This window comes from Mesorhizobium sp. LNJC394B00 (assembly GCF_000502555.1).
Taxonomy (GTDB): domain Bacteria; phylum Pseudomonadota; class Alphaproteobacteria; order Rhizobiales; family Rhizobiaceae; genus Mesorhizobium.
Map to the genome: position 1 here is coordinate 1,749,808 of NZ_AYWH01000002.1, position 22,921 is coordinate 1,772,728.

21 protein-coding genes are annotated in these 22,921 nt (G+C 63.7%); 9 read left to right on the top strand and 12 right to left on the bottom strand.

The features are described 5' to 3' along the window. Positions 1 to 231 precede the first annotated feature (231 nt). The 5 genes from X751_RS151440 to X751_RS151420 all read left to right on the top strand — a co-directional run bounded on the left by X751_RS151440 (position 232) and on the right by X751_RS151420 (position 6,447). On the top strand, positions 232 to 1,407 hold the full coding sequence (locus tag X751_RS151440; RefSeq protein WP_023730702.1) for an MFS transporter: 1,176 nt from the start codon (positions 232 to 234) through the stop codon (positions 1,405 to 1,407). Positions 1,408 to 1,535: 128 nt separating this feature from the next. Continuing rightward, positions 1,536 to 2,693, top strand: coding sequence for an MFS transporter (locus X751_RS151435; RefSeq protein WP_023744723.1), 1,158 nt, complete (start codon positions 1,536 to 1,538; stop codon positions 2,691 to 2,693). Positions 2,694 to 2,790: 97 nt separating this feature from the next. After that, positions 2,791 to 4,860 (top strand): prolyl oligopeptidase family protein, encoded by a 2,070-nt coding sequence (locus X751_RS151430; protein ID WP_023730704.1) that lies wholly within the window; start codon positions 2,791 to 2,793, stop codon positions 4,858 to 4,860. Positions 4,861 to 4,901: 41 nt separating this feature from the next. After that, complete coding sequence (locus tag X751_RS151425; protein ID WP_245265757.1) at positions 4,902 to 5,015, top strand: capsid protein; 114 nt, start codon at positions 4,902 to 4,904, stop codon at positions 5,013 to 5,015. 52 nt (positions 5,016 to 5,067) lie between these two features. Beyond that, positions 5,068 to 6,447, top strand: a complete 1,380-nt coding sequence (locus tag X751_RS151420) for an aspartate aminotransferase family protein (RefSeq protein ID WP_023744724.1) — start codon at positions 5,068 to 5,070, stop codon at positions 6,445 to 6,447. Positions 6,448 to 6,872: 425 nt separating this feature from the next. Here X751_RS151420 and mmsB read toward each other — a convergent pair whose 3' ends face one another. The 3 genes from mmsB to X751_RS151405 all read right to left on the bottom strand — a co-directional run bounded on the left by mmsB (position 6,873) and on the right by X751_RS151405 (position 9,422). Beyond that, a complete protein-coding gene (gene mmsB / locus X751_RS151415) occupies positions 6,873 to 7,757 on the bottom strand; it encodes a 3-hydroxyisobutyrate dehydrogenase (RefSeq protein ID WP_023744725.1) in 885 nt (294 codons plus the stop codon). A 70-nt stretch (positions 7,758 to 7,827) separates the two neighbouring features. Continuing rightward, positions 7,828 to 8,196 (bottom strand): four helix bundle protein, encoded by a 369-nt coding sequence (locus X751_RS151410; protein ID WP_023744726.1) that lies wholly within the window; start codon positions 8,194 to 8,196, stop codon positions 7,828 to 7,830. A 56-nt stretch (positions 8,197 to 8,252) separates the two neighbouring features. Continuing rightward, positions 8,253 to 9,422 carry an isobutyryl-CoA dehydrogenase gene (locus X751_RS151405; RefSeq protein ID WP_023744727.1) on the bottom strand — a complete coding sequence of 390 codons (1,170 nt, stop codon included), beginning with the start codon at positions 9,420 to 9,422 and terminating at the stop codon, positions 8,253 to 8,255. A 148-nt stretch (positions 9,423 to 9,570) separates the two neighbouring features. Here X751_RS151405 and X751_RS151400 point away from each other — a divergent pair, with 148 nt between their 5' ends. After that, a complete protein-coding gene (locus X751_RS151400; RefSeq protein ID WP_023744728.1) occupies positions 9,571 to 10,179 on the top strand; it encodes a dimethylsulfonioproprionate lyase family protein in 609 nt (202 codons plus the stop codon). Positions 10,180 to 10,201: 22 nt separating this feature from the next. Further along, positions 10,202 to 11,662 carry a cobyric acid synthase gene (locus X751_RS151395; RefSeq protein ID WP_023723379.1) on the top strand — a complete coding sequence of 487 codons (1,461 nt, stop codon included), beginning with the start codon at positions 10,202 to 10,204 and terminating at the stop codon, positions 11,660 to 11,662. A 148-nt stretch (positions 11,663 to 11,810) separates the two neighbouring features. Here the strand turns inward: X751_RS151395 and X751_RS16615 are convergent, their stop codons facing one another. Together X751_RS16615 and X751_RS151390 are read right to left on the bottom strand one after the other, a co-directional pair. Continuing rightward, the gene (locus tag X751_RS16615; protein WP_023670429.1) at positions 11,811 to 11,981 is read right to left on the bottom strand and encodes a hypothetical protein; all 171 of its coding nucleotides are present in this window, start codon (positions 11,979 to 11,981) and stop codon (positions 11,811 to 11,813) included. 52 nt (positions 11,982 to 12,033) lie between these two features. After that, on the bottom strand, positions 12,034 to 12,819 hold the full coding sequence (locus tag X751_RS151390; RefSeq protein ID WP_023744730.1) for a TSUP family transporter: 786 nt from the start codon (positions 12,817 to 12,819) through the stop codon (positions 12,034 to 12,036). A gap of 195 nt (positions 12,820 to 13,014) precedes the next feature. Between X751_RS151390 and X751_RS151385 the strand changes: the two genes are divergently transcribed. Beyond that, positions 13,015 to 13,446, top strand: coding sequence for a TerB family tellurite resistance protein (locus X751_RS151385; RefSeq protein ID WP_023688142.1), 432 nt, complete (start codon positions 13,015 to 13,017; stop codon positions 13,444 to 13,446). A 115-nt stretch (positions 13,447 to 13,561) separates the two neighbouring features. On the opposite strand, the gene X751_RS151380 is transcribed toward X751_RS151385, so the two are convergent. The 5 genes from X751_RS151380 to X751_RS151360 all read right to left on the bottom strand — a co-directional run bounded on the left by X751_RS151380 (position 13,562) and on the right by X751_RS151360 (position 20,206). Further along, positions 13,562 to 15,184, bottom strand: coding sequence for a dipeptide ABC transporter ATP-binding protein (locus X751_RS151380; protein WP_023744731.1), 1,623 nt, complete (start codon positions 15,182 to 15,184; stop codon positions 13,562 to 13,564). After that, complete coding sequence (locus tag X751_RS151375) at positions 15,181 to 16,050, bottom strand: ABC transporter permease (protein WP_023744732.1); 870 nt, start codon at positions 16,048 to 16,050, stop codon at positions 15,181 to 15,183. Before X751_RS151375 ends, X751_RS151380 begins: the two co-directional genes overlap by 4 nt. Continuing rightward, complete coding sequence (locus X751_RS151370) at positions 16,047 to 16,994, bottom strand: ABC transporter permease (protein ID WP_023744733.1); 948 nt, start codon at positions 16,992 to 16,994, stop codon at positions 16,047 to 16,049. The genes X751_RS151375 and X751_RS151370 overlap by 4 nt, the downstream gene beginning before the upstream one ends. A 334-nt stretch (positions 16,995 to 17,328) precedes the next feature. Beyond that, complete coding sequence (locus tag X751_RS151365; RefSeq protein WP_023744734.1) at positions 17,329 to 18,804, bottom strand: ABC transporter substrate-binding protein; 1,476 nt, start codon at positions 18,802 to 18,804, stop codon at positions 17,329 to 17,331. A 121-nt stretch (positions 18,805 to 18,925) separates the two neighbouring features. Then, positions 18,926 to 20,206, bottom strand: coding sequence for an acetylornithine deacetylase/succinyl-diaminopimelate desuccinylase family protein (locus tag X751_RS151360; RefSeq protein WP_023744735.1), 1,281 nt, complete (start codon positions 20,204 to 20,206; stop codon positions 18,926 to 18,928). A gap of 223 nt (positions 20,207 to 20,429) precedes the next feature. Between X751_RS151360 and X751_RS151355 the strand changes: the two genes are divergently transcribed. Beyond that, complete coding sequence (locus tag X751_RS151355) at positions 20,430 to 20,861, top strand: L,D-transpeptidase (protein WP_023681747.1); 432 nt, start codon at positions 20,430 to 20,432, stop codon at positions 20,859 to 20,861. Between the two features lie 13 nt (positions 20,862 to 20,874). Here the strand turns inward: X751_RS151355 and X751_RS151350 are convergent, their stop codons facing one another. After that, positions 20,875 to 21,882 (bottom strand): lipid A biosynthesis lauroyl acyltransferase, encoded by a 1,008-nt coding sequence (locus X751_RS151350; RefSeq protein ID WP_031247079.1) that lies wholly within the window; start codon positions 21,880 to 21,882, stop codon positions 20,875 to 20,877. A 4-nt stretch (positions 21,883 to 21,886) separates the two neighbouring features. Further along, positions 21,887 to 22,915, bottom strand: a complete 1,029-nt coding sequence (locus X751_RS151345; protein ID WP_023733737.1) for a zinc-binding dehydrogenase — start codon at positions 22,913 to 22,915, stop codon at positions 21,887 to 21,889. Positions 22,916 to 22,921 lie beyond the last annotated feature (6 nt).

The following is a 22,921-nucleotide window of genomic DNA, read 5'->3' on the forward strand; positions in this document are numbered from 1 at the left end:
ACCGGCGGCTGTCCGACCATTGCGGAGGCGGCGACCACTAGGACGAGGGAAGCGACATGCCCGAACGGCAGTCCGATAGTTGACAACCTTGCCGGGGATTGGCGGACAGGACGCGCCCACTGCGGCTCTTGGCGCAAGGGGATTTCAGGCGCGGCCCTTCCTTTCCCTAAATCGAACCGCTAGCTCAGTGGTTTGCCGCTGGATGGGCCGGCAATTCATGTGGAAGGCATCATGGCTGCGACCGGTTCGAGCGATGGCGAAGCGGGGACGCAATGGGCGGCGCTTGCCGGCGTAACTGCCGCCCTCGCGATGTTCGGTGCGGCGCAAGGGCTGAGCTCGCCGCTGTTTACGCTGCTGATGCAGAAGCAAGGCATGTCGCCGGCGCTGATCGGCTTGTCGGCAGCGATGATGCCGCTTGGCCTGATCCTTTCGGCCTCGTTCGTGCCGGCAGCCATTCGGCTGGTCGGCGCGCGCAACCTGGCTGTGGGTTGCTCATTGATTGGGGCGCTGTGCTTCCTCGGCATCGGCTACCTGCAGGACTGGGTGGGCTGGTTCGTCATCCGCTTCATCATCGGTATCGTCATCAACCCGCTCTATATACTGGGCGAAGTATGGGCGCTGTCGCTGGCGCCGCCGTCGCGCCGCGGCAGGGTGATGGGGGCATTCAACACCGTGCTGGGCGCTGGCTATGCTGCGGGGCCTTTGGTCCTGACCGCGGTAGGGATATCGGGCTGGGTTCCTTTCCTGGTCGGCATGGCCGGCTTCATCCTGTGCGCCGCGATCCTTCGTGCTGTTTCCTCAAGCCTCGCCGGCTTCGAGGATGACGGCCAATTGCCCGGCGGCTTTTTCGGTTTCGCCAGGCTGGCGCCGGCGCTGTTATTTGCCGTGCTGGTTTCGGCGGCGGTCCAGCAGGGCACCTACGCTTTGATGCCGGTCTTCGGTGCTGCCTATGGCTTGGCCGAAAGGACGCTGGCGGCCCTGGTGATGGCACTGTCGCTGGGAAACATCTTCCTGCAAATCCCGCTCGGCCTGCTGGCCGAGCGTTTCGGCGGGCGGGCGATGATCATCTTCTGTGCGTTGGCGACAACGACCTGCGCGGTTTTGCTGCCGTTGCTGATCACGACGCCGGCGATCTGGCTCGTCCTTCTCGTCATGGGCGCGGTCGGCTATGGCGTCTACACCATGGCGCTGGTGGAGCTCGGCAGCCGCTTCAGGGGAACCGTGCTGGTCGCCGGCAACGCCGCCTTCGCATTGATGTGGGGCGCCGGCGGCATTGTCGGCCCGCCTGGCGCCGGTGCCTTGATGCAGACCATCGGTCCGCTCGGTCTGCCGGTGGTGATCGCCGGCCTCGACGCGCTGCTGGTGAGCTTCGCGCTCTATCGATCGTTCAAGCGCCAAAACTCCTGACGGCCCAAAAACTCCTGACAGGCCCAAACTCATGACAGGCCTTGTCTGGAGCAAACGGTTTTTACCGGGGCGGGGCTTACCCGCGTCGGACAGAAAAGCTAGTCCTGAGCCTGGTTTAGGTGCCAATGATGAACCTGGCGGAAGCTGACAACGAGAAGATGCAGTGGGCGGCGATCAGCGGCGTGATCGCGACCGTCTCGGTGTTCGCCATCGCGCAAGGCCTGTCCTATCCGCTGCTGAGCTTCATCCTGCAACGCCAAGGCGTTTCGCCGGCCATCATCGGGCTCTCGGCGGCAATGACGCCGATCGGCTTCATTGTCTCGTCGCCGCTGATCCCGGCACTGGCGCGCCGGTTCGGGGCAGGGCGCACCGCGCTTACCTGCGCGGCGCTTTCGGCTATTGTGCTTGCGCTGATCGGCTGGACCCAGAATGTCTATCTGTGGTTTCCGCTGCGCTTCTTGATCGGGGTGGTGACCAACCCGCTCTATGTCTTGAGCGAAATCTGGGTCATTGCACTGGCGCCGCCATCGCGCCGCGGTCGCGTCATGGGTGTCTATTCAACCATCATCTCGGCCGGCTTCGCTGCCGGGCCGCTCTGCCTGCTCGTTGTCGGCACCGTGGGATGGCCGCCATTCCTGGTGGGGATCGCCGCCTTCATCTTCTGCGGCGCCTGCCTGGCGCTGGTGCTGCCGCAACTGCCGAAGGTCGACGAAGCCGGGCGCAGGGTTTCGGTCATGGGCTTCATGCCACTGGCATGGCTATTGCTGTCGGCGGTGGTCGTTGCCGCCGGTTTCGAACAGGGCGTGCTGGCGCTGCTGCCGGTCTACGGCACGCACTATGGCATCGCGGAAGCGCGCATGTCGGCGCTGCTGTCGGTGATGATCGCAGGCAACATCGCCATGCAGGTGCCGCTCGGCTTGCTGGCGGAACGGCTGACGGCGCGTCTGGTGCGATTCATCTGCGTCGTGGTGACGGTGCTGGGCTGCGCCCTGTTGCCGCTGCTCATCGAGACGCTGCTGATCTGGCCTTGCGTCTTTATCTGGGGCGCGGTCTCCTATGGCATCTACACCATGTCGATCATCGAGCTCGGCGAGCGCTTTACCGGCTCGGCGCTGGTCGCCGGCAATGCCGCCTTCTCCCTGATGTGGGGCATCGGCGGCATCGTGGTGCCGCCGCTGGCGGGTGGCGTCATGGATGTGATCGGCGCCTCCGGTCTGCCGATCACGCTGGGCGCGATTTGTCTGGCACTGGCTGTGGCCACGGTCCTGCGCCGGCGGATGGTTTGAGGCCGCATTCCCCCGATGACCTGACGTACCATCTTGAATAAAACCGCTTGCAACGCGATGTAGGCAGGGCTGCCCGCCACTAGCCTGGAGACCATGCGTGACCCAATCGACGACAAAACGCCAGACGGATGCCACCGCGGAGGACAAGTTCCTCTGGCTGGAGGACCGGACCAGCAACGAATCGCTCGACTGGGTGCATCGCCAGAACCAGATCACCGTGGCCGAACTACAGGGCGATCCGTCCTACCAGGCGGCCTTCGAGACGGCGCTCGACCTGATGACGGCCGAGGACAACATTGCGGTCGGTGCCGCGCTCAACGGCCAAGTCTATAATTTCTGGCAGGACAAGACCAATGTGCTCGGCCTCTGGCGCCGCACGACGGTTGCTTCCTACAAGACCGAGAAGCCTGTGTGGGAGACGATCATCGACTTCGACGTGCTGTCGGCCAAGGAGGGGGTGAAGTGGGTGTTCAGCGGCGCCAGCCGCCTTTACCCCGATTTCAACCTTTGCCTGGTGGCGATGTCGCCGGATGGCGGCGATGCGAGCGAGATGCGCGAATTCGACATCGAGACCAAATCATTCATCGAGGGCGGCTTCCGCGCTCCCGCCTCGAAATCCGGCTTTTCCTGGCTGGACAGGGACACGGTCATTGTCTCGGCTGCCTTCGATGAAGACGACAAGACCCAGTCCGGTTATCCGCGCGTCGTCAAGCTGTGGAAGCGCGGCACCCGGTTGGAGGAGGCGACGCCGATCTTCGAGGCCGAGAAGCAGGATCTCGCGGCCGGCGCGGGGGTCGAGCATGATGGCGACAGGCAGTATTTGTTTCTGGCCCGCACGATCGCCTTCTTCTCCTCGCACAGTTTTCTGCGCCTGCCGTCGGGCGAAAACCGGCGCATCCCGCTGCCGGACGATGTCACCGACACCGCGCTGTTCAAGGGCCGGTTCGTGTTCGGGGTGCGCAGCCCATGGACGGCGCCGGGCGGCACTGAGTGCTTGCCGGACGGCCTCTATTCCTTCGATTTCGAACACTGGATGGACACCGGCGACCTGGGCCCTGTTGAAACCATGCTCGCGCCAGCGCACCGTGTTTCGGTCGCCGGCATTGCCCGCACTCAGGACCGGCTGTTCATCAATCTGATGGACAATGTGCGCGGCAAGGTCGTTGTCGCCGAGCGCAGCGGCGACCGCTGGTCGCTGAAGCCGGTGGCGCTGCCCGAGAACGGCAATGTCGGCATCGCGCATGCCGAGCATTTCGGTTCCAGCGTCTCCTTCTCCTTCACCGATTTCCTGACGCCGAGTTCGATCATCTGGTCGGACGATGACGGGGTGACGCTGGCCACCGTGAAATCGCAGCCGGCGCGGTTCGACGCCGCGCCGCTGGTCTCGGAACAGTTCGAGGCGCGCTCGAAGGACGGCACCATGATCCCGTATTTCGTCGTCAGGCGGCGCGACCAGAAGGGTCCGGTACCGACGCTTCTCTATGGTTATGGCGGCTTCGAAATACCGCTGCTGCCCGGCTATGCCGGCGTGCGCGGCAGGCTGTGGCTGGAGAAGGGCAATGCCTATGTGCAGGCCTGCATCCGCGGTGGCGGTGAGTTTGGGCCGGCCTGGCACCAGGCGGCGCTGAAGGGCAATCGCCAGACTGCCTTCGACGATTTCGCCGCGGTGGCGCAGGACGTCGTCAGGCGCGGCATCGCCACGGCTGCTTCCCTCGGCATCCAGGGCGGCTCGAATGGCGGCCTGCTTACCGGCGTTTCCCTGACGCAGCATCCCGAACTGTTCGGCGCCGTCATCATCGAGGTGCCGCTGCTCGACATGCTGCGCTACACCGAACTGCCGCCAGGCGCCTCGTGGATCGGCGAATATGGCGATCCGGCAAAACCGGAAGAAGCCAAGTGGCTCGCCGCCTATTCGCCGTACCATCATGTCTCGGCCGATGCCGTCTATCCCCCGGTGCTGCTCACGACATCGACCGCCGACGACCGCGTCCATCCCGGCCATGCCCGCAAGATGGCGGCGAAGCTGCAGGAAGCAGGTCACGGCAAGACGTTGTTCTTCGAGGAGACGGAAGGCGGCCATGGCGGGCGCGGCGACCGCCGGCCGCAAGCGGCGCAAACCGCCATGAAATACGTGTTCCTGCAAAGGGTATTGAGCGGCACCGCTTGAATTTCGGGCCTCGGGCGGCATAGACTGCCGCCATGGTCTACATGAGCACATCCGGCGCCTTCGGGGTCGCGGTGACACCGTCGCCGCGCACGCTGCGCGCCGAACTGCTCAGGCTGTGCGCTCGCATCGGCTATTCGCCGCCCGCCGTCCTCTGACGAAGTCGCCCCGGCAGCTTGCCGGTTTGATTCCAGAGGAAAGAGCAAACCCATGACTTACCAGAACTATTCGCTGAAGCAGCTTCAGCAGATTGACGCCGCGCATCATCTGCATCCCTTCACCGACCACAAGGAATTGCGCGAGACCGGCTCGCGCATCATCACCCACGCCAACGGCCCGTTCATCTACGATGCCGACGGCACCGAAATACTCGACGGCATGGCCGGGCTGTGGTGCGTCAATGTCGGCTATGGCCGCGACGAGCTGGCCGACGCCGCTTACGCGCAGATGAAGGAATTGCCCTACTACAATTCCTTCTTCAAATGCTCGACGCCGACCCCCGTGCTGCTGTCGAAGAAGCTGGCCGAGCTGGCGCCCAAGGGCATCAGCCAGGTTTTCTACGGCTCCTCCGGCTCGGAGGCCAACGACACGGCGCTGCGGCTCGTGCGCCACTATTGGGTGCTGGAAGGCAAGCCGGAGAAGAACCGCATCATCTCGCGCAAGTCGGCCTATCACGGCTCGACCGTCGCCGGGACGTCGCTGGGCGGGATGGATTTGATGCACAAGCAGCTCGGCGGGGCGGTTCCCAACATCGTCCATGTCATGATGCCCTATGCTTATGAGTTGGCGCTGCCTGGCGAAAGCGACCATGATTTCGGCCTGCGCGCGGCCAAGGCCGTCGAGGACGCCATCCTCGAAGCCGGTGCCGACAAGGTGGCGGCCTTCATCGGCGAGCCGGTGATGGGCGCGGGCGGGGTGAAAATACCGCCGATGAGCTATTGGCCGGAAGTGCAGCGCATCTGCCGCAAATACGATGTGCTTTTGATGCTGGACGAGGTCATCACCGGCTATGGCCGCACCGGCGAATGGTTTGCGGCGCAGACCTTCGGCGTCGAGGCCGACACCATCACCACGGCCAAGGCACTGACCTCGGGCTATCAGCCGCTGTCGGCGCTGCTGGTCGGCGACCGTATCGCGGCGACGCTGGTCGAAAAGGGCGGCGAATTCTACCACGGCTATACCTATTCGGGTCACCCGGTGGCCTGCGCGGTGGCGCTGAAGAATCTCGAGATCATGGAGCGAGAAGGCCTAGTCGACAGGGTCAGGAACGACACTGGACCTTACTTCGCCCAGGCGCTGCAGGAGCGCATTGCCGGCCACGAACTGGTCGGCGAGGTGCGATCGATCGGGCTGATGGGCGCGGTCGAGATCGTCAAGGACAAGGCGACCAAGGAGCGCTTCCTGCCGGCGGGCAGTGCCGCCGTCACCGTCCGCGACCACGCCATCGCGCAAGGCCTGATGCTGCGCGCCACCGCCGACACGATGATCCTGTCGCCGCCGCTGATCTGGACCCGCGCGACGATCGACATGGCTTGCGATCGCATCGCCAAAGCGCTGGATCTGGCGCAAGCGGATTTGCGCAAGAAGTAGATGGAACGACAGCCGGACGCCTTGCAATCAGGGCGCCCGGACTGTGCGCCTGCTTATCGTCAGGGTCGAAGGGGTCAGCGCACCGATCGTGCTGGTCAATGAAGACCATCAGGCAATTCCGAACGCTGCAATCGGAATATAATTCAGACCGAACAGTATAGGACTGCAAAACGCAAAAACCGCGCTCCATGGGAACGCGGCTTTGCCAGATACGCATGGCATTTCGCCAACAATACACTTGCGAAACTTACGGGCTCCGGTACGCGAGACCTGATCCGGAGCGCCGGGCGGATGCGATATGTCCGCCTCGCCATCCGTTATATAGGCACATCGTTACCGCCGGGTTATCGAGAGCTTAAGCAAATCTAAATTTGCAATTTTTCCGCGCAATAAAAAATCGAGAAAAGCGCTGCCAAATTCGAAACTTATAGAGAACTGCCGCGAAGGAAATTTATGATGCCGGAAAAATCGTCGCCGCCATTTCCCTGGGCGTTGAACAGCGCATAAAGCTGGGCCGCTTCGGCCCCCATCGGCGTCACCGCGCCGGCGCTTTGGGCGGCTTCCTGCGCCAGTTTCAGGTCCTTCAGCATGAGTGCCGCGGCAAAGCCCGGTTTGTAGTCGCGGTTGGCGGGTGAGGCCGGCACGGGACCCGGCACCGGGCAGTAGGTGGTCAGCGACCAGCACTGGCCCGACGAGGTCGAGGCAACGTCGAACAGGGCCTGATGCGAGAGGCCGAGCTTTTCGGCCAGCACGAAGGCCTCTGCGACGCCGATCATCGAAATGCCGAGCATCATGTTGTTGCAGATTTTGGCTGCCTGACCGGCGCCGTCGTCACCGCAATGGACGATGCGGCCTGCCATCGGCTTCAGGACCGGTTCGGCCTTGGCGAAGGCATCCTTGGCGCCGCCGGCCATGAAGGTCAGCGTTCCCGCAGCAGCACCGCCGGTGCCGCCGGAGACGGGGGCGTCGATCGAATGCAGCCCGTGCTTCCTTGCTACGGCATGCGCCTTGCGGGCCGACTCGACATCGATGGTCGAGGAATCAATGAACAGGGCGCCTGGTTTGGCCTTGGGTGCGATGTCCTCGTAGACCGAGAGCACGTGCTTGCCGGCGGGAAGCATGGTGATCACGACATCGGCGTCCTTCACCGCCGCCACGGCATTCGCCATGACAATGACGCCATGCTCGCGGGCGACGGTGAGGTTTTCCGGCATCAGGTCAAAGCCGTGCACCGCGTGCCCCGCCTTGACGAGATTGGCAGCCATCGGATTGCCCATATTACCCAAGCCGATGAAGGCGACAGTGGTCATAGCGGTGCTCCATGATGAGTAGGCAGTAGGCAGTAGGCAGTAGGCAGTAGGCAGTAGGCAGTAGGGCGACCTATTCGGGTGCGAGTTTGAGAATAAGTTGGCGAAGCATCTTTCCGATGGCCTCGGCCGCCAGAAGCAGGTGCTCAGCTTGCCCATGCGTGGCAACGCCAATGCGTTGAGCGATTTGGAGGTGTGTCTCGAACTCCTTCAGCGAGCCTTGGGCTATCCTGAGAAATTGCTGATAGGAGCCTCGGTTGTCTCGGCCATAGCCTTCCGCGATGTTTGCAGGGATAGAGGTTGCTGAACGGCGGATTTGGCTGGTCAGCCCATACAATTCCTCTTTGGGCCATGTCTTGGTCAATGAGTAGGTGCTGACAGCCAGATCCATCGCCTGCTGCCATACGATAAGATCCTTGTACGAGTTGATCTTGGCGGTCATCCTTTGCCTACTGCCTACTGCCTACTGCCTACTGCCTACTGCCTACTGCCGACTGCCTACTGCCGTCCGATCAACGCCCGCGCGATGATCACGCGCATGATCTCGTTGGTGCCTTCGAGGATCTGGTGGACGCGCAGGTCGCGCACCAGTTTTTCGATGCCGTAATCATGGAGATAGCCGTAGCCGCCATGCAGTTGCAGCGCCTCGTTGGCGACGTTGAAGCCGATGTCGGTGACGAAGCGCTTGGCCATGGCCGACCATTTGCCGGCGTCCGGCGCCTTGCGGTCTAGCTTCGAGGCGGCAGCATAGAGGAAAATGCGTGCCGCCTGCAGTTCGGTTTCCATGTCGGCCAGCCGGAACTGCAGCGCCTGGAACTGGTTGATCTTCGAGCCGAAGGCTTTGCGTTCGCCCGTATAGGCCAAAGCCTTGTCGAGCGCCGATTGCGCGCCGCCGAGCGAGCATGCCGCAATGTTGAGGCGGCCGCCGTCAAGGCCGGCCATGGCGATGCCGAAACCTGCGCCTTCCCCCGACAGCAGGTTTGCAGCCGGCACCTTGCAGTCCTCGAAGATCACCTGGCGGGTCGACTGCATGTGCCAGCCCATCTTGTGCTCGTTGGCGCCGAAGGACAGGCCGGGCGCATCCTTCGGCACGACGAAGGTGGAAATGCCCTTCGGCCCGTCGGCGCCGGTGCGCGCCATGACGACATAGAGGTCGCTGTCGCCGGCCCCGGAGATGAACTGCTTGGCGCCGTTAAGCACATAGTCGTCGCCGCTCTTCACCGCGCGCGTCTTCAGCGCCGCGGCATCCGAGCCTGAACCCGGCTCGGTCAGGCAGTAGCTCGCCAGCCATTCCATCGAGGTCAGCTTCGGCAGGAAGCGTTGGCGCTGCTCGTCGTCGCCGAAGCGGTCGATCATCGACGCCGCCATATTGTGGATAGAGATGAAGGAGGAAAACGCCGGATCGGCGTGCGACAGTGCCTCGAAGATCAGCACGGCGTCGAGCCGGCCGAGGGCCGAGCCGCCGACATCGTCCCTGACATAGATGCCGCCAAGGCCAAGCGGGCCGGTCTCGCGGATTACATCGGCGGGAAAGTGTCTTGCCCGGTCCCATTCGAGCGCATTGGGCGCAACGCGATCGGCGGCGAAGGCCTGTGCCATCTCCTGGATGGCGCGCTGCTCCTCATTGAGTTCGAACTGGCTGGTGCTCGCATCGACCGCGGCGTCCATGGCGTGCTCCCTGTGTTCCCCAGCTGGGGTTGGCTTGCTGGCCTGTTGTTTTTGGCTTTGCGCGCCGCTCAATCTAGACCAATGATGCCGCCGCGCAACCCGGCTCGCCGCGCAGCCGCTGTGCATGAATGGATCAACGGAGCATTGCGTGCCGACATATTTCGACGAATTGCTCGACCGCTTCCATGCCTATCTCCGGGGCGTGGACAACGCGCTGGTGCGGGACGCCGTGACCCGGATCGGCTGGAATATGACGGCGCGCGTGCTCGAAGCGCATCCGCTGCCTTGCCTTGGTCTGCTCGACCGCATTGTCGAACTGGCGCCGCCGGACCCGCAGCCTCTGGTGCAACTGCTGGCGGAGCGTCGTGACGATCTGTGCTGGGGGCAGACCTACAACGCGAGCGATTTTGGTGAAGCGTTCTTGCAGAAATACGGCTGGCTGGAGGTGTTTGGCACGCGCGGCCATTTCGCCAATGAAGAGGTCGCGGCCGGATTGCTGATCCTGGGGCCCGGCATCACCTATCCCGACCATCATCACATTGCCGAGGAGATCTACATTCCGCTGACCGGCGGCACCGAGTGGCGCATGGGCGAAGGCGGCTTTCACACCCGCCAGGCGGGCGAAATTATCCATCACGCCTCCAATGTCAGCCATGCCATGCGCACCGGCAGCGAACCGTTGCTGGCGCTCTACATCTGGCGCGGCGGGCCGCTGTCGCAGAAGTCGACCGTTTCCGGCGCGCAGGGCAGGGGCTGAGCATGGCCAAGGCNAGGCGATCATGCTGCAAGGCACGGGTTCGGATGTCGGCAAGACGGTGCTGGTGGCGGGGCTCTGCCGCGCGGCCAGGAATCGCGGGCTGAAAGTCAGGCCGTTCAAGCCGCAGAACATGTCGAACAATGCCGCCGTCGCCGACATTCCGGGCGACGACCGCCCCGGCGGCGGCGAGATTGGCCGTGGGCAATGGCTGCAAGCGCTGGCGTGTGGTGTTCAGCCGACCGTGCATATGAATCCGGTGCTGCTCAAACCCCAGAGCGACATCGGTTCGCAGGTGATCGTGCAGGGCAAGGTGTTCGGCGAGGCGCGAGCGCGCGACTACCAGACAATGAAAGCGGGGCTGATGGACGCCGTGCTGGAGTCCTGGACGAAGGTCGGTGAGGGCGCCGATCTGGTCATCGTCGAAGGCGCCGGATCGCCGGCCGAAATCAACCTGCGCAGCCGCGACATCGCCAATATGGGCTTTGCCACACGCGCCGACGTGCCGGTGATTCTGGTCGGCGACATCGACCGCGGTGGCGTCATCGCTTCGGTCGCCGGCACGCATCTGATCCTGCCGGAGGAAGACAGGCGCATGATCGTCGGCTACCTCATCAATAAGTTCCGCGGCGATGTCTCGCTGTTCGACGACGGCATCCGGTCGATCGAAAGCTTCACCGGCTGGCGCTGCTTTGGCGTCGTGCCGTGGCTGAAGGCGGCGGCGCGATTGCCGTCCGAGGATTCGGTCGTGCTCGAACGCCTGACGTCGGGCGAGAAGCGGGCGTTGAAGGTCGCCGTGCCGATGCTGTCGCGCATCGCCAATTTCGACGATCTCGATCCGCTCAAGGCCGAACCGCAGGTCGAAGTGGTGTTCGTGCCGCCGGGGCAGCGCTTGCCGGAGAATGCCGGCCTGGTGGTCATTCCCGGTTCCAAATCGACGATCGGCGATCTCATGAAGTTCCGCGAGAATGGCTGGGATCGCGATCTCCTCGCGCACCGCAAACGCGGCGGCCATGTCGTCGGTATCTGCGGCGGTTTCCAGATGCTCGGCCGCCTGGTGCGCGATCCCGATGGCATCGAGGGCAGTGTCACCGAGGCCGAGGGACTCGGCCTGCTCGACATCGAGACGGTAATGGAACCGGAAAAGACGGTGCGCAATGTCAGCGCCCGCTCAGTGCCGTTCGGCCTGGCGCTCGAGGGCTACGAAATTCATCTCGGCCGCACCACCGGGCCGGACATGGCGCGGCCGTCGGCTGTGATCAACGGCATCGACGACGGTGCCATTTCCGCCGATGGCAAGGTTTTTGGCACCTATCTGCACGGCCTGTTTTCCGCCGACGCTTTCCGGGCGAGATTCTTGGAGAGCCTCGGCGTCAAAGGCGGCGGTGTCGACTATCGAGCGGAGGTGGAAAACGCTCTGGACGAGATCGCAACCGAACTGGAGCGCCATCTCGATTGCGATGCGATTTTTGGGTTAGCGAGGTAGGGCCGCCCATCGTTTCGTCATCCTCGGGTCTGCGCGTCCGCTTTGCTTCATGGTCATCCTTCCGCGCGGAAGAGCCTAACAGACCATGCATCCAAAGCAAAAGCGCCCGGCTTTGACCGGGCGCTTCGAATGCAGAAGTCGCGGGTGCCTAGGCGCCGCGCATCAGGCAGGCGGCGGCAAGCACGATGTATGCGATGAGGACAATCCACACCGCAGCCAGAGGAATGAACGCAAGAACGCCAAGCGCAGCGAGCACGCCGATGATGGCGATAACTAGGGATATGATGAAAACAAGCTGAGTGGGTGCACTAAGATTCATGTGTGGTCCCTCCAACATGATTCGTACAACGGCACTCTATCAGGCGTGAGGCTTATACACCAATCAGCTGGCGCAATGGGTTCGCCGGGTCGGCCAGCAGCTTCACCGCCAGCGACAGGCAGATGATCACCAGCAGCGGCTTGATCAGCCGGGCGCCGATGCGGATGGCAAGGCTGGCGCCGAGCCGGGCGCCGAGGAACTGGGCGACGCCCATCATCAGCCCGATCTTCCAGTAGACGACGCCGGCGACGGCAAAGACGATGAAGCCGCCAATGTTGGAGGCGAAATTGAGCAGCTTGGTGTGTGCCGTCGCCTTGAGCACGCCGAAGCCGGCAAGGCTGACGAAGGCCAGCATATAGAAGGAGCCGGCTCCCGGCCCGAACAGCCCGTCATAGAAGCCGACCAAAGGGGCGATGACCAGCCCGAACAGGAAGGGCGACAGGCGCTCGGCGCGGTCGACATCGTTCATGTTGGGTTTCACGGCGAAGTAGATCGCGATGGCGATCAAAAGCAGCGGCAGCAGCGCTCGCAGGAGATCACCCGGCACGAATGCCGCCAGCAAGGCGCCGACGGCACTGCCGGCAAGGGCCAGAAGCGCCGATGGCAGCTGTCGGCGCAGATCGACATGGCCCTTCATGGCGTAGTGGATGGTCGCCGAAGCGGTGCCGAAAATGCCCTGCAGCTTGTTGGTTCCAAGTGCTGCGACCGGCGGGAAGCCGGCAAGCAGCAGGGCCGGGATGGTGATCAGCCCGCCGCCGCCGGCTATCGAATCGACAAAGCCGGCTGCAAAAGCGGCCAAGGCAAGCATGATGACGGTCTGGGTGGCGAGGTCGAGCATCGGGATTTTCTGAACATTCCGGCGGGAAAGGTGGTGCCGCGCCTTCTCATGGCCATCCGGTTTGCGCAAGGCCGATTCCGCGCTACGTCCATCCAAGCGCGTTGCGCTTGGATTTCCTGTGGTGCATGTCATTATCCCAATACCGCTGGGCAGTTTTGGGTTTGCACTGGGCGGGCTCGGAAAAAAGGGACACTGTTGGCGATGGCATTGCTCGACCAGATACGCTCGATCTTCGATGGTGACCCCGGCGTGCGCAAGGTTGCCGACGACCCCGTGCTGTCGGCGGAACTCTTGATGCTGTTTCGCATGATCCTGGCCGACGGCTCGGTTTCGGAGAGCGAAATGGTCGCCTTCCGGCGTATCTGCAAGGACGCCTTCGGCATCCCGGAAACCAGCATCGACGCGGTCATCGAATATCTCAATGATTTCGGCTACGAGACCAACGGTTCGCAAGCCATTGCGCTGTTCCGCGATCTCGATGTCGAACGGCGCAAGTTGCTGGCGCTCCACATGGCGGAGATCGCCAAAGCCGATTCCAAGCTGGCCGAGAGCGAAGTGCGGCTGCTGCGCCGCACGCTCGATTTGCTCGACATCAGCCCGGTCGATGTGGTGAAGCCGGAGGAGTGAGGCAGACCAGGGGCAACGGCCGCCCAGCCGGGTCCCCGCTGCTTCGCAGCGTCCCAGCGTTCGTGACCTTTCATCGTGCCACTGGCACGATAAATTCGCTCCGCGAACCGGTCACTCAGCCCTGTTCCTGCATACGGCGAGCGATCGCCCGATGCAGATCGGGCGCAGCCGCGACCAGCGCCCTGGCCGCCTCCGACTGCGGATGATCGAGCACGTCGCCGGTCTTGCCGCGCTCGACGATCCTGCCGTCATGCATGACCAGCACCTCATCGGTGATGGCGCGGGCGACGGTCAAATCGTGAGTGATGAAGAGATAGCCGATGCCGAGCTTCTGGTTGAGCTCTGCGAACAGATCGAGGATCTGGGCGCGGATCGACACGTCGAGCGCCGAGACCGGCTCGTCGGCGACGACCAGCTTCGGCCTTGTGATGATGGCGCGGGCGATCGACAGGCGCTGGCGCTGGCCGCCGGAAAACTCATGCGGATATTTGTCCATGTCGCTGACGCCGAGGCCGACCTCGTGCAGCGCATGCGCCACCATCTCGCGCCGCTCGGCCGGTGTCGGCTTCGTCTCCAGTACATGCAGCGGCTCGGCGACCAGTTTCTCGACCTTCTGGCGCGGGTCGAAAGAGCCGTAGGGATCCTGGAACACCACCTGCATGTCGCGCCGCGCGGCTTTGAGCTCCGCCTCGCTTTTGCCGGTGATGGTCTCGCCGCGAAAGCGGATCGTTCCCGATGTCGATTTGTCGAGCGCCAGGATCATGCGGGCAAGCGTTGACTTGCCGCAGCCGGAGCGGCCGACCAGCGCCACCGATTGGCCCGGCGCCAGCGACAAGGACACGTCGTCGACGGCGCGGATTGGAGCCGCTGACTTGAACAGGGAGGTGCGCCGGCCCGGATAGTCCCGTGTCACGCCTTCGACCTCAAGCAGCGGTTTGCCCTGGCCGGTGGCGTGAACCTTGGCGCGCGCGGGCACGTGCATGGAGGCCAGCGCCAGCTGGCGCGTGTAGGGATGCAGCTGTTCCGATAGCGTGCGTGCGGTGTCGCCGGCTTCCATCACCTCGCCATGACGCAGGATGGTGATGCGGTCGGCCATTTCGGTGACGACGGCGAGATCGTGCGAGATCAGAAGCAGGCCCATGCGGTTTTCGCTGACAAAGCCGCGCAAGAGGTCGAGGATCTGCGCCTGCAGCACCACGTCGAGCGCCGTGGTCGGCTCGTCGGCGATGAGCAGCTTGGGTTTCAATGCGCAGGCAATGGCGATGACGACGCGCTGGCGCTGGCCGCCCGACAGTTCGTGCGGATAGCGCGACAGCGGGAATTTGGCCTCCGGCAGGCCAACGCGGTCGAGCATTTTGCGCGCGCGGTCTTCGGCGTCGGCACGGCTTGCCCTGGTGTGCCAGCGTATGCCTTCGGCGACCTGCTCGCCGATGGTCTTGACGGGGTTGAGCGCCGTCATCGGCTCCTGGAACACCATGCCGATGTCGTCCCCACGCAGCGCGCACATCTGGTCCTCGGTTGCGGCCAGAATATCGATGCCGTCGAAGGTCACGCGGCCGGTGGCGCGCGCCGCATGCGGCAGAAGCTGCGTGATGGTCAGCGCCGTCATCGATTTGCCGGAACCGGATTCACCGACCAGGCCCATCACCTCGCCGGGCGCGACGGAGAGCTCGACCCCTTTCAGGATCGGCGTGTCGCCGACGGCCAGCGACAGGTTCTCGATCTGCAGCAGGCTCATCGCTGCCGCCGCGATTTCGGGTCGAGTATGTCGGCGATGCCGTCACCGAGCAGATTGAGCCCAAGCACGGTGATGACGATGGCCATGCCGGGGAAGATCGCCATCCAAGGCGCCACCACCATGCGCGTCTGCGCGTCGAACAGCGTGCGGCCCCAGCTCGGCATTGGCGGCTGGGCGCCGAGGCCGACATAGGAGAGACCGGCTTCGGCCAAAATGCCGAGCGCGAACTGGATGGTGCCTTGCACCAGAAGCAGCGTGGCGATGTTGGGCAGCACGTGCTCGATTGTAATCTGCGTCTTGCTCTTGCCGGCGGCGCGCGCGGCGAGAATGAACTCGCGTGGCCAGATCGCCAGCGCGCCGGCGCGGGCGACGCGCGCAAACACCGGGATGTTGAAGATGCCGATGGCGATGATGGCGTTGATGGCGCCCGGTCCGAAGATGGCGGTGATCATGATCGCCGACAAAAGCGCCGGGAAGGCGAAGACAAGGTCGTTCAGCCGCATCAGCGCCTCGTCGACAAACCCGCCGCGCGCCGCGGCGAAGGCGCCGAGCGGCACGCCGACGCCCATGCCGATGCCGACCGCGACCAGCGCCACGGCAATCGAGTTGCGGGCGCCGACCATGATCATCGACAGGATGTCGCGGCCGAAATGATCGGTGCCGAACCAGTGCGCCGCAGAGGGCGCCAGCGTCTTGTCCGAGATCACCAGCTTGGTCACGTCGTAGGGCGTCCAGACGTAGGAGATGACCGCTATTGCAGCCACCAGCACCGTGATGGCGAAGCCGATGAGGAAGGAGCGGTTGCGGAAGGCCTTGGCCAGAATGCTGCCCAACGTCTCCTGCGGGATGTCGATGTGCAGCGTCATTGCCGGCCTCGAAGGCGCGGATCGACGATGGCGTAGGAGACGTCGACGACGAGGTTAACGGCAATGACGGCGACGACCAGCAGCATGACGATGCTTTCCACCACGATCAGGTCGCGCTGAGTGATCGCCTGGAACACCAGCCGTCCGAGGCCGGGGAGATAAAAGACGTTCTCGATGATGATGGTGCCGGCGAGCAGGAAGGCGAATTGCAGCCCCAGAATGGTCAGAACCGGGATCATCGCGTTGCGCAGCGCGTGCCGCCATAGTACGGCACGATAGGGCAGGCCCTTGGCGCGGGCGGTGCGGATATAATCCTCGTTCAGCACCTCGAGCAGCGCGGAGCGGGCAACGCGCGCCAGGATCGCGGCCTGCGGCAGCGCAAGTGCTACGGCCGGCAGCAGCAGCGATTTCAGGGCCGGCCACGCGCCGGCGCTCCAGCCGGGAAAGCCGCCGGCCGGCACCAGCCGCAGCCACACGGCAAATAGGTAGATCAGCATCAGCGCGAACCAGAAGTTCGGGATGGCGACGCCGAGTTGGGCGGCGCCCATGGCGATCGTGTCACCGGCCCGGCCGCGCCGGCTGGCGGAATAGAGCCCGACCGGGATGGCAATGATGGTGGACAGCGCCAGCGCGATCAGCGCCAGCGGCAGGGAAACCGCCATGCGCTCGCGGACAAGGTCGATGACCGGCACCGAATAAGTGTAGGAGCGGCCGAAATCGAGGCTGAGCAGACCGCCGACCCAGTGGAGGTAGCGCAGGAGAAGCGGCGCGTTGAGGCCCATCTGGTTGCGCAGGAGTTCGACCTGCTCGGCGCTGGCGTTGAGGCCAAGCATCAGCCGCGCCGGATCGCCGGGCAGGATTTCGAGCATGGCGAAGACGACCATCGAGGCCAGGATCAAGGTTGCGATGGCGATGGCGAGGCGTTTGAGGAGGTAGGCGGTCATGGTGGCGGGAATGGTGCGTTGCCAAGTGCGATGACTGAGCAAAGGCAGCGTTCTGTCACACCCCCCTCTGTCCTGCCGGACCCGGCCCTTCGCTGTCGCTTCGGGCGTTCGTTGTTCGGAAAGCCAAGCAGTTGGCTTTCCGTCCGCTGCGCGGACCACTCCTCACCCCCCGCAAGGGGGGAGATCAGCAGTTTCAGCGCCGGGCTTTCCTTTGCGGCGCTGGCAATTGGCGAAAGCGGAGACGAGAGCCCAATCTCCCCCCTTGCGGGGGAGATGCCCGGCAGGGCAGAGGGGGGTGTGACGGAGCGCAAACGCCGCCCTTTGGCCCGCCGCCTCAATCCGCCCACTTCACCTTGGTCAGGTCATTCGCCTGGATCGGCGCGTTTTCCCACAGGCCCTGCAGCTTGGCGTCCCAGACGCCGACCTTCGGCAGTTCATAGAGGAAGCCGACCACGGCGTCGTCGGCCAGGATCTTCTGTGCTTCGCCGAGCAGCGTGTTGCGCTTGGCGTCGTCGGAGGTGAGGTTCAGCTCGGCGATGATCTTGTCGAAGGCGGGGTTGTCGTAGTTGAAGTAGTAGTCCTTGCGCGAGTAGATATCGATGTCGTTGGGCTCGGTGTGGGAGACGATGGTCAGGTCGTAATCCTTCTTGGTGAACACCTGATCCAGCCACTGCGCCCATTCGACCGGAATGATTTCCAGGTCGATGCCGACATCGCGCAGCTGCGAGGCGATGATCTCGCCGCCAAGCCGTGCATAGGAAGGCGGCGGCAGTTTCAGCGTCGCCTTGATGCCGTTTTCGAAGCCGGCTTGCTTCAGCAGCTCCTTGGCCTTGTCGACATTGTGCGGGTAGAGGCCGGTGAGGTCGACATAGGCCTTGCTGGCGGGCGACATGTGCGAGCCGATCGGCACGCCGAGGCCGGCCGAGGCGCCGTCGATGATCGCCTTGCGGTCGAGCGCGAAGGCAATCGCCTGCCGCACCTCGAGCTTGTCGAAAGGCGGCTTCTTGTTGTTGATCGCCAGAATGGTCTCACCCTCGGTCGAGCCGATCACCACCTTGAAGCGCGGATCGTCCTTGACCTGCGCGACGCTGTCGGGATCGAAGAAAGGGAAAGCCTGGATGTCGCCCGAGAGCAGCGCCGGCACGGCGGCGGCGGCGTCGGGAACGATGCGGAACTCGGCTTTGTCGAGGGATACCGGAGCGCCCCAGTAGTTGTCGGATTTGACCAGCGTGATCGACGAGCCCTTGGCCCAGCTCTGGAATTTGAACGGGCCGGTGCCGATGGGCTTTTCCTTGTTGGTGTCGGCGCTCTCCGGCGCCACGATCACCGCGTCGCCCCAGCCCAGATTGTAGAGGAACGACCCCTGCGGGTTCTTCAGCGTCACCTTGACCGTTGTCGGATCGACGACTTCGACCGTATCGATGGCGGCGAACAGGGCCTTTTGCGCGTTTACGGAATTGTCGGCACGGGCGCGGTCGAGCGAGAACTTCACGTCGCCGGCATCGAAATCGCTGCCGTCATGGAATTTGACGCCGGTGCGCAGCTTGAAGGTGTAGACCTTGCCGTCGTCGGAAATGGCCCAGCTCTCGGCGAGGTCGGGCAGCACTTCGCCATTCGGGCCGATGCGGGTCAGGCCCTCGAAGACGTTGGCGTAGAGCACTTCGTCGATCGCCGCGGCAGCACCGGCGGTCGGATCGAGATGTGGCGGCTCGAGCGGAATGCCGATCACCAGGTCGGTGCGTGCGGCAAATGCCTGACTGCCGGCCAGTGCCAGCACCGCGGCGGCAAGAATGGTTTTCCACAATTTCATCGTGCAACTCCCAAATGCTCGAACCCTAGTGCGATAGAAGCGTGATTTCGAGGTGGAGTAAATTGCGTTTCGTGCTCTGCAGCGGCGCGGGGAGGAATGTTTTTTCAGCGAAGTCGATGGTTCAGCCCGCGGCCGTGCCCCTGAGCAGCACATTCAGCCCGATCGCCATCACCTTGGCCGACTCCACCATATCAGAGATACCGACCCATTCGTCGGGCCGGTGGGCGAGGTCCAAAATGCCCGGGCCATAGGCGATGCAATCATAGATGTGGCCGATGCGGGCGATGTGCTTCTGGTCGTAAGTGCCTGGTGAAATGACATAATCCGGCTCGCGGTCGAAGATCGCCATGATGCCTTGCGCCACCGCCTTGACCACCGGCGCGTCGCGCTCGGTCATCAGCGGCAGCACCTCCATCAGGTCGCGAATCTCGTAGTCGAACTTTTTGCGCTCGCGCTTCAGCCGGTCGAGGATATCGGTCACCTCGCTCTTGACCGTGGCAAGGTCCTCCTCGAGCAGGAAGCGGCGGTCGATGGTCAGCCGGCAGGCGTCGGGCACGTTGGGTGAGGGCAGGCCGGGGCGGAAATCCTCGGTCTGGCCGCCATGGATCGAGTTGATGTTCATGGTCGAGCGCTTTGCGCCTTCGGGCACGACAGGCATGCGCGTCACCTTGCGATCGAGCGCCGGAAACAGTTCATCCTCGAAGGCCTGCAGCACGGCGCCCATGTGGCGCACGGCATTGTCGCCGAGGAACGGCATCGAGCCATGCGCGATCTCGCCCTTGGTCTCGATCTCCGCCCACCAGACGCCGCGATGGCCAAGACAGATGCGGTCCTTGTTCAGCGGCTCGGGGATGATGACGTGGTCGACCTTGGGTTTCGAGAAATAGCCAAGCTTCGCCAGATGGGCGACGCCGCCGAAGCCGCCGGACTCTTCATCGACGGTGCCGGAGATTTCGATGGCGCCAGGAAAGTCGGGGAATACCTGCATGAAGGCTTCCGCCGCGATGATCGAGGCGGCCATGCCCCCTTTCATGTCGCAGGCGCCGCGCCCGTAGACCTTGCCGTCCTTCACCACGCCGGCAAAGGGATCGACGCTCCAGCCTTCGCCGGCTTCGACCACATCGATGTGCGAGTTGAAATGGACACAGGCCCCAGGCGAGCGGCCGTCGAAGCGGGCGACGACATTGACGCGGGGATAGCGGTCGGTGTCGCCGGGCGTGCCTTCGGCGCGGATGAATTCGGTTTCGAAGCCAAGCCTGCCTAGGCGCGCCCCGATATATTCGGCGCAGGGGCGATAGGCTTCGCCAGGCGGGTTGATGGTCGGGAAGCCGATCAGGTCGACGGTCAGTGCGACCAGGTCATCAACACGGGCGTCTATCGCTTTGAAGAGTCGTTCGTTCATTCCCGGATTTGAGCAGGCAAGGGGGTGGTTTTGCAAGCATCGCGGCACTGGCGCCGAAACTTCGTGTCGCAGCGGCAACTATGGCGGGAAAATCGTTCAAATTCGCTGCTTTAGATTGGCGAATTTATCAAGGAGTGTGTGTTAGATCACTCACCTGTCGTTAAAAAGATGAAAAACCGCGTGATGACAGAGCAGGCAAGGGGCATCAAAGGGGTTTGATCTCATGACTAAAATCGTTCTCATGGCAGCTGCTTTTGCTGCGATGCTGTTCGGCACGTCCATCGAAAGCAGGGCTGCCTCGCTGGTGGCCAGCATCGACGTCTCGTCGCAGACCATGACCGTCAGCCAATACGGCCAGGTGCTTTATCGCTGGAGCGTGTCGACCGCCCGCAGTGGCTATTTCACGCCGCGTGGCACCTATCGGCCGCAACGCACGGCGCGGATGTGGTATTCGAAGAAATACCACATGTCGCCAATGCCTTACTCGGTGTTCTTCCATGGCGGCTACGCCATCCACGGCACCGGCGCGGTCAGGCAGCTAGGGCGTCCGGCATCGCATGGCTGCGTGCGGCTGCACACCGCCAATGCCGCGATGTTCTATGCGATGGTGCGCGAAGTCGGCTTCGGCAATACGCGGATCGTTGTGACGAACTGAGGCTTTCGACGACTTAAGATTGACGCTGCCCCTGGCCGGTGGCGTTGGCCTGTCCGCGCCGGCGGCGACGCCGGCCTGAGATTTCCCACCTTTTGTGGAACCACATCCACTGTCCCGGATCCTCGCGCACCCAGCGCTCGACCACGTTGGCGAGCAGTTGGGTGGTGGCCGCGACATCGACGCTGCCGCTTTCATTGCGCGGCAAGGTCAGCTTGTCCTCGATCTCGAGGCGGAAGCGGTTGCCAGGCAGCCGCACACATCGCGCCGGATAGACGTCGCAATCATAGTGACGGGCGAGCATGCCCAGAACCGGATTGCTCTGGCATGGGCGATTAAAGAAGATCGTCTCCAGTCCGCTGGAGAATTTCTGGTCGACCAAAACGCCGATATTGCCGCCTTTCTCCAGAATCGACGCCAACGCGAAGGAGGCGCCGGTCGAAGACGGCAGCAAGGCGCCCATGCTCGAACGCCGCGTCGAATGGATATAATCGGCGAGGTAGGGATTGTTCGGCGGACGAAACAGCGCCGTGATCTTCATGCCGAACGTCGCGGCTGCCACCGGCAGCAGCTCGAAATTGCCGAGATGGCCGGTGAACAGGATATGCGGTTTGTCCTCGCCAGCTATCTGATGGAAATGATCAGCGCCACCGACTTCGACGCGGCCGGGCGTCGCTGCGTTCGGATCATAGTCGAAGAGCGCATCGAGAAAGATGTATTCGGCGGCGAGCCGGGCCATGTTGCCCCACATGTCGGAGGCGATGGCCTCGATCTCGGCATCGCTCTTTTCGGGATAGGCAAGGCGCAGATTGTTGACGGCGACGCGGTGGCGCCCGACACGGGGGCCGATGCGGCGGGCCGCGCGGTCGGCGAAATTGAGCGCCTTGTCGGCGGGCAAGAGGCGCAGCAGCGAGATGATCGTCATCGCCGCGCGCGCCACCAGCCAGTGCTCCATCTGGCGCAGTCTTCGGCCATAGCGGAACATGAAGTCCCGGCGGGCTTTCTTGAACACCTTGCCGGCCATTGTCCTAGGAAACGCGCAGGATGATCTTGCCGAACACGTCGCGGCCTTCCATGCGCTTCAACGCGGCGTCGATGCCGTCGAAGCCGACTTCGGTGTCGATGACAGGTGCGACCTGTCCCGCCGCCATCTTCTGCATGGCGTTGGCCATGTTCTCCATGCGGCAGCCGAAGGACCCAAGCAGCTTCAGCTGCTGCTGGAACAGCTGCATCAGATTGATCTGCGTCGACACGCCGGAGGTCGAGCCGCAGGTGACCAGGCGGCCGCCGCGCTTGAGGCACAGCATCGAGGCGGCAAAGGTGTCGGCGCCGACATGTTCGAAGACGACGTCGACGCCCTTCTTCCTGGTGAGCTTGCGCACGACGCCTTCGAAACGATCGTCGCGGTAGTTGATGACATGGTCGGCGCCGAGCGCCTTGGCCTTGTCGATCTTGTCGTTGGAACCGACCGTGGTGATGATGGTGCAACCCATGCGCTTGGCCAGCTGGATCGCCGCCGAGCCGATGCCGGAGCCGCCGGCATGGATGAGGATGGTTTCGCCGGGCTGCAGCTTGGCATTGTCGAACAGCATGTGCTCGACGGTGCCGAAGGTGACGGGGGCGACGGCAGCGCCGACATCGGTCACGCCTGGAGGGGCCGGGACCAGCAGGCGCGCCGGCAGGTTGATCTTCTCCTGCGCAAAGCCGTCGAGATGGAAGCCGTGGACGCCCGAGACATGTTCGCAGAGATTGTCACGGCCTTCGCGGCAGGCGCGGCAAAGGCCGCAGGTGCGCGCGCCGTAGATCGACACCAATTGTCCGGGCAGCAGGCTGGAGACGCCGGGGCCGACAGCTTCGACCTCGCCGGAGGCTTCGGCGCCGACGACCAGCGGCAGCTTACGCTTGGCGAAGGCCATGCCACGCCAGCCCCAGACGTCGATATGGTTCAGCGCCACCGCCTTGATGCGCAGCGTGACTTCGCCCAATGCGGGGGGCGGCGGGGGCGGCAGGTCCACCGTTTCAAGACGGCGGTCCTCGATAAGTTGCAGTGCGCGCATGGAGCC

What these genes read in the sequence shown, in the direction of transcription:
- X751_RS151405 (WP_023744727.1), bottom strand. Translation starts at nt 9,422, where the DNA reads ATGGACGCCGCGGTCGATGCGAGCACCAGCCAGTTCGAACTCAATGAG.
- X751_RS151425 (WP_245265757.1), top strand. Translation starts at nt 4,902, where the DNA reads ATGAGCACATCCGGCGCCTTCGGGGTCGCGGTGACACCGTCGCCGCGC.
- X751_RS151360 (WP_023744735.1), bottom strand. Translation starts at nt 20,206, where the DNA reads ATGAACGAACGACTCTTCAAAGCGATAGACGCCCGTGTTGATGACCTG.
- X751_RS151375 (WP_023744732.1), bottom strand. Translation starts at nt 16,050, where the DNA reads ATGACGCTGCACATCGACATCCCGCAGGAGACGTTGGGCAGCATTCTG.
- X751_RS151435 (WP_023744723.1), top strand. Translation starts at nt 1,536, where the DNA reads ATGAACCTGGCGGAAGCTGACAACGAGAAGATGCAGTGGGCGGCGATC.
- X751_RS151440 (WP_023730702.1), top strand. Translation starts at nt 232, where the DNA reads ATGGCTGCGACCGGTTCGAGCGATGGCGAAGCGGGGACGCAATGGGCG.
- X751_RS151365 (WP_023744734.1), bottom strand. Translation starts at nt 18,804, where the DNA reads ATGAAATTGTGGAAAACCATTCTTGCCGCCGCGGTGCTGGCACTGGCC.
- X751_RS16615 (WP_023670429.1), bottom strand. Translation starts at nt 11,981, where the DNA reads ATGAATCTTAGTGCACCCACTCAGCTTGTTTTCATCATATCCCTAGTT.
- X751_RS151345 (WP_023733737.1), bottom strand. Translation starts at nt 22,915, where the DNA reads ATGCGCGCACTGCAACTTATCGAGGACCGCCGTCTTGAAACGGTGGAC.
- X751_RS151390 (WP_023744730.1), bottom strand. Translation starts at nt 12,819, where the DNA reads ATGCTCGACCTCGCCACCCAGACCGTCATCATGCTTGCCTTGGCCGCT.
- X751_RS151350 (WP_031247079.1), bottom strand. Translation starts at nt 21,882, where the DNA reads ATGGCCGGCAAGGTGTTCAAGAAAGCCCGCCGGGACTTCATGTTCCGC.
- X751_RS151355 (WP_023681747.1), top strand. Translation starts at nt 20,430, where the DNA reads ATGACTAAAATCGTTCTCATGGCAGCTGCTTTTGCTGCGATGCTGTTC.
- X751_RS151380 (WP_023744731.1), bottom strand. Translation starts at nt 15,184, where the DNA reads ATGAGCCTGCTGCAGATCGAGAACCTGTCGCTGGCCGTCGGCGACACG.
- X751_RS151370 (WP_023744733.1), bottom strand. Translation starts at nt 16,994, where the DNA reads ATGACCGCCTACCTCCTCAAACGCCTCGCCATCGCCATCGCAACCTTG.
- mmsB (WP_023744725.1), bottom strand. Translation starts at nt 7,757, where the DNA reads ATGACCACTGTCGCCTTCATCGGCTTGGGTAATATGGGCAATCCGATG.
- X751_RS151420 (WP_023744724.1), top strand. Translation starts at nt 5,068, where the DNA reads ATGACTTACCAGAACTATTCGCTGAAGCAGCTTCAGCAGATTGACGCC.
- X751_RS151410 (WP_023744726.1), bottom strand. Translation starts at nt 8,196, where the DNA reads ATGACCGCCAAGATCAACTCGTACAAGGATCTTATCGTATGGCAGCAG.
- X751_RS151395 (WP_023723379.1), top strand. Translation starts at nt 10,202, where the DNA reads ATGCTGCAAGGCACGGGTTCGGATGTCGGCAAGACGGTGCTGGTGGCG.